Raw genomic sequence first — 7,489 nt, 5'->3', positions numbered from 1 at the left:
CCCGCCGCGGAACTGCTCACCGCGGCGTTCCTCGACCACCCGTTCACCCGTCACACGATCGATGCGGTCGAGCACCCCGCGACCTCTGGGCGCGAGCCAGGAGCTGCTGCTGCGCGAGGTCGGCGTCCCGCACGGCCCGGACCGGCCGGCCACGACGAGTGGCCCCTGAGAACGGCCCGGGAACGGCCCTCCGGGAACGCCGCGGCGCCGGGCACCCTGGGGGGCCGACCACGCCCGGAGGAGAGGACCCGCCGTGTACGTCCCCGCCCACTTCGCCCACACCGACGAGGACGTCCGGCAGCTCCTCGCCCGCCCCGGTGCCGCGGACCTGGTCACGGCCGGCCCGGAGGGACTCGACGCGACGCTGCTGCCGTTCGTCCACGACCCCGACCGCGGCGCCCTGCTCGGTCACCTCGCCCGGAACAACGACCACTGGACCCGCGTCGACGGCAGACAGGGGCTCGTCATCGTCCGCGGGCCGGACTCCTACGTCAGCCCGTCCTGGTACGCGTCGACGGCCGAGCACGGCCGGGTCGTGCCCACCTGGAACTACGTGACCGCCCACGTCCGCGGCACCGTGGTCGTCCACGACGACGTCGACTGGCTCGACGCCGTCGTGCGGCGCCTGACCGACCTGCACGAGGCCGGCCGGCCCGCGCCCTGGAGCGTCGACGACGCCCCGGAGGCGTTCGTGCGGGGGCAGCTGCGCGCGATCGTGGGCGTCGAGCTGCGGATCGAGAGGATCGAGGCGAAGCTCAAGCTGAGCCAGAACCGGCCGGCCGCCGACGTCGACGGCGTGGTGGGCGGGCTCGAGGCCGCCGGGGACCACGCGGGCGCCCGGGCGGTGGCGGCACACCGCCGGTGACGGACGACGACCGGACACCGGGCCCGTCCGCCGCGACGGGCTCGCGGTGTTCCCTCATCGTGTTCTCTGAACTGGCATCGCCTCATGGCGATGAATTGCCCTGACGTCGGCCCGGCGGTGGCGCTGTTCCGGTCGCTGGTCGACCCGGCACGGCTGGCCATCATGCTGCGGCTCGGCCGGGGCGAGGCCCGCGTGGTCGACCTGACCCGCCGGCTGGGTCTCGCCCAGTCGACGGTGTCGGAGCACCTGGCCTGCCTGCGGGACTGCTGCCTGATCGACTCCCGGGCCGAGGGACGCCAGTCCTACCACCGCCTCGTGCGCCCGGAGCTGCTCGACCTCCTGCGCAGCGCCGAGACGGTGCTCGGCTCGGCCGGAGCCGTGGCCGACTCCCGGCAGACGCTCCGCCGACCGCTGTCGCTGACGGGCCGTCCGACCCGTCGTCCGGTCGCCGCCGGACACGAACATGCCGACGTCAGGACGACGTCACGGCTCCGACGGTCTCCGATCCGGTGCGATCGAGCCCGCGTCGGCGATCGCGTCATGGAAGAAGGCGACCGCCTCGAGCTGGGAGGCGACCTCGAGTTTGGCCAGGAGAGAACTGATCTGCGTGCGGACCGTCGACAGCGAGATCGACAGGACCCGGGAGATCACCGCAGCCCGATGGCCGGTGGCCAGCAGCCGGAGAACCTGCAGTTCGCGTGGAGACAACCTCCGCACGTGGCCCGACCGCACCTCCACCCGCCAGCAGTACCGGGCGTAGTCGTCCAGCCACCGAGCCCGGTCGCCACCACTCATCACCAACTGGTGGCCGGCGACCGCGGCCACGACAGTGAGCAAGGTCTCCAGCGGCGCCGACTTCGGAACCGCACCGAGTGCACCTGCCATGATCATCGCCCCCAGCATCGGGCCGTCGTGGCGTCCCGCCAGAGCCACCACCCGACACCCCGTCCGGGTCAGCGCGGCGACCAGATCCGGAACGCGGACGTCCCACCCGCTCGTCGCCGAGCCGATCGCCGGCTCCATCAGCACGACTCCTGGCGGATACGCGCCGGCGGCCGCCAGCATGACGTCGTGCGGACCGAGCACGATCTGGTGTGCCTCGTTCCCAGCCCGCCGCAGTGCCAGGCACAGTGCCGTGCCGACCAGGTCGTGTCCGTCGATGACCAGCACGGTCGTGCAGCCGTGGCCCTCGCCCGTCCCGTCGGGCGGGATGACGGGAGGGGCAACCGGGGGCGCGGGCCGGGACGCCGTCGACCGCGGCGCGCCCTCGGCGCCCACCGGCCCTTCGTCCACCCCGGTCGTCACGTCGCCACGCCGCGACCGGCCCGCCGGCCCGCCACGTCGGCGGTGGTCGTCCCCGTGGTGTAGGCCAGGACGGCGGCCTCCTCGTCGGGGAACATCCGGATCCGGTCGAGCATGCTCCGGCTCCGCGTCGGCAGCCGATCGGTCCGTCCGGTCACACCGGAGAGCCAGACGGTGACCCCGAGTCGTGCGGCCTCGAACGGTGCATGTCGCAGCGTCGCGACGCCGCCCGCGTCGATGGTCGTGGTCGCAGCCAGATCGATGACCACGTGCGTCTTGTCGGCGAGACCGGCCTGGATGAGTTCCAGCTGGGCGTCGAGCAGGCGCAGGACCCGAACTGCCAGGCCCGCATCGAGCCGACCGGCCACGTAGATGAACCACAACCGGGGATGCGTCGATCCGTCGGGGTCGAATGCGGATGTGACGGGCCGGTCCGACGAGGCCTTGACGGCGATACCTGACATGGAGGGTTGCGCTCCTTGCTCGATCGGAGTGTCCCGGGGCCGGAGCCGACACCTGACTCACGTGTCCGATCCGGGTCTGCGTGAGTCGGTGAACGGAGTGGACGACCACTCCGGTCCGACCCTGTGTCCGAGGATTTCGGTAGCATCCAGCGCTTCCACGACGGGCCGGTGGACGTCGCCGGACCGGGAGGAGCGCGCCGACCGTCGAGTCGTAGCGCCACCCGCATACATGCCGAACGGTGGAACAGCCACGCCGATCGAGAATCGCGCGCTCGCGCGGCTCTCGAAGCCGGCATGCCACCGCCACTCCTGCGGAACGGCGCACTCGCACAGTCGCGAACGGGTCGTCTCCGGGTTCCAGGGCAGTCGGACGAGCGTGACCGCCGTGCCCGACCTTGGCTAGCACCGTTCGGCGGATCTCGTCACCGGTGGCACCGGCGCACGCTGTGAGAGCGGTGCGCGCGAGCCCGTGCGGCCGGCGCCGCGGCGCGGACCTTCCCGGCCGAGGGGTCACTCCGCGATGTCGATGACAGCCCACACTGTCTTGCCGTCGCGGGTCCGTCGCACGCCCCACGAGGCGAAGGCGCTGATGAGCGTCAGCCCCCTACCGCGATTGCTGCCGAGGCGGGATCGTCCTGGGGTGAGCACACCCTCGGGGTCGGTGTCGTCGACCTCGATCAGCCATCCACCCGGCGTGGGGCGGATCCGGACGTCGCCGCCACCACCGACGTGATCGACCGCGTTGGCCACCAGCTCCGTGCAGACCACCTCGGCGCGGAACACCAGGTCGTCGACCGCAGGGAGGTGCTCACGGATCCACCGGCGCAACAACGGCAGGCACGAGTGATCGAGGTACGGGTGGGACAACGACCGGGTCATCCTGCCCCCTCGGTCGAGTGTCACGAACTGGACGTCCGATCCGACCATCGGTAAGCAGTACCCACGACCCTGCGTCATCATTCGCAGACCACCCGACGACTGGTGTGAGCCGGACGCCCAGGAGCAGGATGCCCGAGGACATCACGAGCGGCACGATGGAGCCGGCTCCCGAGTGCGCTGCCCTCTACAGCCCGGAGCGGCTGACGGCTCTACGGCGCTCGGGGCTCGGGTCGGAGTCGGATCCGGAGATGGAACGCTTCGCCGCCTGGGTCCGTCGCGCGCTGGCGACCCCGATCGCTCTGGTGACTCTGGTGCAACCCGACCGGCAGGTGTTCCCCGGGATGGCGGGGTTGACCGGGCCTGCCGCCATCGCCCGGTCGACCCCGTTGACGCACTCGTTCTGCCAGTACGTGGTCACCTCAGGGCAGTCCCTGGTCATCGCTGACGCCCGGATGGACCCTCGGTTCAGGGACAACCTGGCGATCCCGGACCTCGGCGTCATCGCCTACGCCGGGATGCCGCTGACCGACGAGCACGGCCGTGTCCTCGGATCGCTCTGCGCCATCGACAACGAGCCCCGCCGGTGGACGGCGGAGGAGACCATCGCCCTCGGCGAGATCGCCCGATCGTGCTCGACCGAGCTGCGCCTCCGCCTGGCCCGGTACGACACCAGCACCGAGACCATCCTCCGCGCCGAGGCCGATTCCGTCCAACGGCGCGCGCACCTGCGTGGCCAGATGCTGTTGCGAGCCTCGCAGTCCTTCACCGACACGAGCACCGTGCCCGGCGTCCGAGCGCGCATCGACGAACTGCTCGGGGGCGAGCTGGCCCCCTCCTACGTCGAGACCGTCCTGCGCGACAGGACAGGTCGTCTGCACAGCCTGCCTGCCGATGCCCGTTCACCGGCAGAAGCCGGGGATCTCGATGGTGCCGTCGACATCGATCCGACTGTGGACCAGCGACTGACCACGACGCTCCGCGTGCGCACCCCAGCGGCGATCGCGATCCGGGAACAGCGCGTCGTGCACTACGGGAACCAGGACGACCTCGCCGCAGCACACCCGGCCGAGGCGGCCGAGGCGATGCGACGCCGTGGCGTGCACACCGTCGTCGCTGCCCCGGTCCCGGGCCGCGGTGCTCCCGCCGGTGCGATCCTGCTCGGCTGGGACCGGCCCGATGCGGTGGAGACCGCGGACCTGCTCACGATCGCCACCATCGCCGGTTACGCCGGGCAGGCACTCGAACGTGCCCGGGACCTGCACCACCGCACCTCCGTGGCCCACGAGATGCAGAACGCCATGCTGACGGTGCTCCCCGACATCGACGGACTCACCATGGCCGCCCGCTACATCCCGGCCGACGCCCGACTCAACGTCGGCGGGGACTGGTACGACGCCACGGTGATGACCCACCCCGGGCGCCCGGACGTCCCGATGGTCGGGATCTCGGTGGGCGACATCGTCGGCCACGACCTCCCCGCCGTCACGCTGATGGGACAGACCCGGTCCATGCTGCGCCAAGCAGCGTGGGACCACTCCGGCCGACCGCCCTCGACCGTGCTCTCGGCCTTCGAGACCGCGAACCACGAACTCCGCCTCGGCGCCGCAGGCACCGCCGTGCTCGCCTACACCCACCGCACCGCCGACGGCCGGTGGCTCCTGCGCTGGACCAACGCCGGCCACCCGCCGCCGATCCTGATCCACCCCGACGGCAGCACCGAACTGCTCACCGACCACGACGCCCTGTTCGGGTTCGACTTCACCATCGGCCAGGAGCGCGCGGACCACGAACGTGTCGTCGAGCCCGGCTCCACACTGCTGCTGCACACCGACGGCCTGGTCGACGGCCCCGGCCTCGATGTCGACACCGCCACCGACGCACTGCTCGCCACCATCGAGCAGGTATCTCCTGGGACACCCGATGACATCGTCGATGCCGTGATGGCGACGCTCTCCGACCCCGCCCACGACGACGCCGTCGCACTCGCGATCCACTTCGACGCCCCGGCCCCAGCGGTCGCATCAGATGCCGTTGCTCCTCCATGGGAGAGAGCCCCCACTCCGCGCTGAGGGGCCGGGTGGCCGGACACGGCGCGGCGAACGGGCCGGGGGTGTAGTGGGCGAGCGACGGGGCAGGCGTGGCCGGCCCCGCGCCGCCGCGACGAGCACGACACCACCACCGAAGGCCGGCTGTTCCGCGGTGCCCGGGGTGGCCCGCACGCCGCGGTGCCCACCTGGTTCGACGGCCGTGTCCCCGCCCCGCAGGTCCCGTCCTGGGCCGGACACACCGGGACAACGAAAAAGACCCCCGGTTCCGGCGTTTCCGCTGGTCGGGGGTCTCTTTCACCTGCTGTGGCTGGTCCAGGATTCGAACCTGGGAAGGCTACGCCGACGGATTTACAGTCCGCTCCCTTTGGCCGCTCGGGCAACCAGCCGGGGTGCACGTCGCTCTTGCTGAGTGCGTGAACGAGGATACGACACGACCGACGGCCCCCGACGAGGGGGCCCCGACCGACCCGAGGGAGTGACCGATGGCCGACCCGTCGTTCGACGTCGTGAGCAAGGTGGAGCGGCAGGAGGTGGACAACGCCCTGAACCAGGCCGCCAAGGAGCTGTCGCAGCGCTTCGACTTCCGCGGCACCAACACGACAGTCGCATGGGCCGGCGAGGAGGCCGTGACCTTCGAGTCCGACACCGAGGAGCGGCTGCTCGCCGGGATCGAGGTGTTCAAGGAGAAGCTGATCAAGCGCTCGATCAGCCTGAAGGCCCTCGAGGTGGACGAGCCCCAGCTGTCGGGCAAGGCCTACAAGGCCGGCGGCAAGATCCTGCAGGGCATCGCGCAGGACAAGGCCAAGGAGATCAGCAAGGCCATCCGCGACGAGAAGCTCAAGGGCGTCCAGGCCCAGATCCAGGGCGACCAGCTGCGCGTCTCGGGCAAGAAGAAGGACGACCTGCAGGCCGTCATCGCGCTGCTCAAGTCCAAGGACTTCGGCATCGCGCTGCAGTTCACGAACTACCGGTAGCCGGACCGGCTCACCGGCCCCGGACCGCGGGCCGCAGGTGCGCCCACGGCCGCGCCCGCTCCAGCTGCGCCGCCAGGGCGAGCAGCAGCGGCTCGGACCCCGGCCGCCCGACGAACTGCACGCCCAGCGGCAGCCCGGACGCCGTCCGGTACAGCGGCACCGACGACGCGGGCCGCCCGGTCAGGTTCGCCAGCTGGGTGTAGGGCACCGGGGCGAAGTTGGCGTCGACCAGGCTCTCGACCAGGCCGAGCCGTCCGAACAGGCCGGACGCGCCGGCCCGCAGCAGCGCCTGCGCGCCGATCCGGGCCGGGGCGGGCAGCGCCAGCTCCCCGATCGGCCACGGCGGCCGGGCCAGGGTCGGGGTGAGGAGCAGGTCGTAGCGCTCGTGGAATGCGGCCAGCGCGCGGGTGTGGTCCTGGCGGCGGGCGAGCGCGGCGAGGTAGTCCGGCGCGGGGGTGGCGCGGCCGATCGCGGCCATGACCCGGGTCTCGATCTCGAAGGCGTCGTCGCCGCAGCCGGTCAGCGCCCGCGCCGCCGCCACCTGGGCCGAGATCGTGGAGAACCAGGTGGTGAGGAAGTCGGTGGCCAGCGCCCGGCCGTCGAGGGCGGGGGCGGACTCCTCCACGACGTGCCCGAGGGAGGTCAGCAGCTCGGCGGCGTCGGTGGCCGCGGCGACCGCCTCGGGGTCGACGTCGGTGCCCAGCGGCGAGGCGGTGGCCAGCCCGATCCGCAGCGGCGCCGGGTCGTCCCGGACGGCGTCGGCGTAGGGGCGCTCCGGCGGACGCACGATGTAGGGGCCCTCCGGCTCCGGCCCGGCCGACACGTCGAGCAGGGCCGCCGAGTCCCGCACGGTCCGCGACAGCACGCCCTGCACCGCCGCGCCGTGGAAACCCTCGGCGACGTCCGGCCCGGACGGCGTCACGCCGCGGCCCGGCTTGAGCCCGAACAGCCCGCAGG

The 7,489-nt window shown here is 72.3% G+C and carries 7 protein-coding genes, 1 tRNA gene and 1 pseudogene; 4 read left to right on the top strand and 5 right to left on the bottom strand.

Translation table 11 applies throughout. The features are described 5' to 3' along the window. The first annotated feature begins 253 nt into the window (after nucleotides 1-253). Nucleotides 254-865 (top strand): FMN-binding negative transcriptional regulator, encoded by a 612-nt coding sequence (locus GTW08_RS01945; protein WP_161151310.1) that lies wholly within the window; start codon nucleotides 254-256, stop codon nucleotides 863-865. 84 nt (nucleotides 866-949) lie between these two features. After that, nucleotides 950-1,192 (top strand): annotated as a pseudogene (locus GTW08_RS32390) (metalloregulator ArsR/SmtB family transcription factor); the annotation flags it as partial. 156 nt (nucleotides 1,193-1,348) lie between these two features. Here the strand turns inward: GTW08_RS32390 and GTW08_RS01935 are convergent. The 3 genes from GTW08_RS01935 to GTW08_RS01925 form a co-directional block, all read right to left on the bottom strand. Beyond that, nucleotides 1,349-1,930, bottom strand: coding sequence for a response regulator transcription factor (locus GTW08_RS01935; RefSeq protein WP_161151309.1), 582 nt, complete (start codon nucleotides 1,928-1,930; stop codon nucleotides 1,349-1,351). Nucleotides 1,931-2,166: 236 nt separating this feature from the next. Further along, nucleotides 2,167-2,631 carry an STAS domain-containing protein gene (locus GTW08_RS01930; protein ID WP_073576516.1) on the bottom strand — a complete coding sequence of 155 codons (465 nt, stop codon included), beginning with the start codon at nucleotides 2,629-2,631 and terminating at the stop codon, nucleotides 2,167-2,169. Between the two features lie 510 nt (nucleotides 2,632-3,141). Then, nucleotides 3,142-3,414: an ATP-binding protein gene (locus GTW08_RS01925; RefSeq protein ID WP_139282882.1), complete on the bottom strand. Its 273-nt coding sequence runs from the start codon at nucleotides 3,412-3,414 to the stop codon at nucleotides 3,142-3,144. Nucleotides 3,415-3,638: 224 nt separating this feature from the next. On the opposite strand from GTW08_RS01925, the gene GTW08_RS01920 reads away from it, so the two are divergent. Next, on the top strand, nucleotides 3,639-5,579 hold the full coding sequence (locus tag GTW08_RS01920) for a GAF domain-containing SpoIIE family protein phosphatase (protein WP_073576517.1): 1,941 nt from the start codon (nucleotides 3,639-3,641) through the stop codon (nucleotides 5,577-5,579). Nucleotides 5,580-5,862: 283 nt separating this feature from the next. Here the strand turns inward: GTW08_RS01920 and GTW08_RS01915 are convergent. Continuing rightward, nucleotides 5,863-5,944: transfer RNA gene (locus GTW08_RS01915), tRNA-Tyr, on the bottom strand. 96 nt (nucleotides 5,945-6,040) lie between these two features. Here GTW08_RS01915 and GTW08_RS01910 point away from each other — a divergent pair. Next, the gene (locus GTW08_RS01910; protein WP_062397949.1) at nucleotides 6,041-6,532 is read left to right on the top strand and encodes a YajQ family cyclic di-GMP-binding protein; all 492 of its coding nucleotides are present in this window, start codon (nucleotides 6,041-6,043) and stop codon (nucleotides 6,530-6,532) included. Nucleotides 6,533-6,542: 10 nt separating this feature from the next. Here the strand turns inward: GTW08_RS01910 and GTW08_RS01905 are convergent. Then, nucleotides 6,543-7,489 (bottom strand): amidase (locus tag GTW08_RS01905; protein WP_161151308.1); only part of this gene is annotated, 947 nt, incomplete at its 5' end.

Source organism: Pseudonocardia sp. SID8383, from assembly GCF_009864975.1.
GTDB lineage: Bacteria > Actinomycetota > Actinomycetes > Mycobacteriales > Pseudonocardiaceae > Pseudonocardia > Pseudonocardia alni.
Note: the sequence above shows the minus strand (reverse complement) of the source record. Positions and strands in the feature narration are given on the sequence as shown.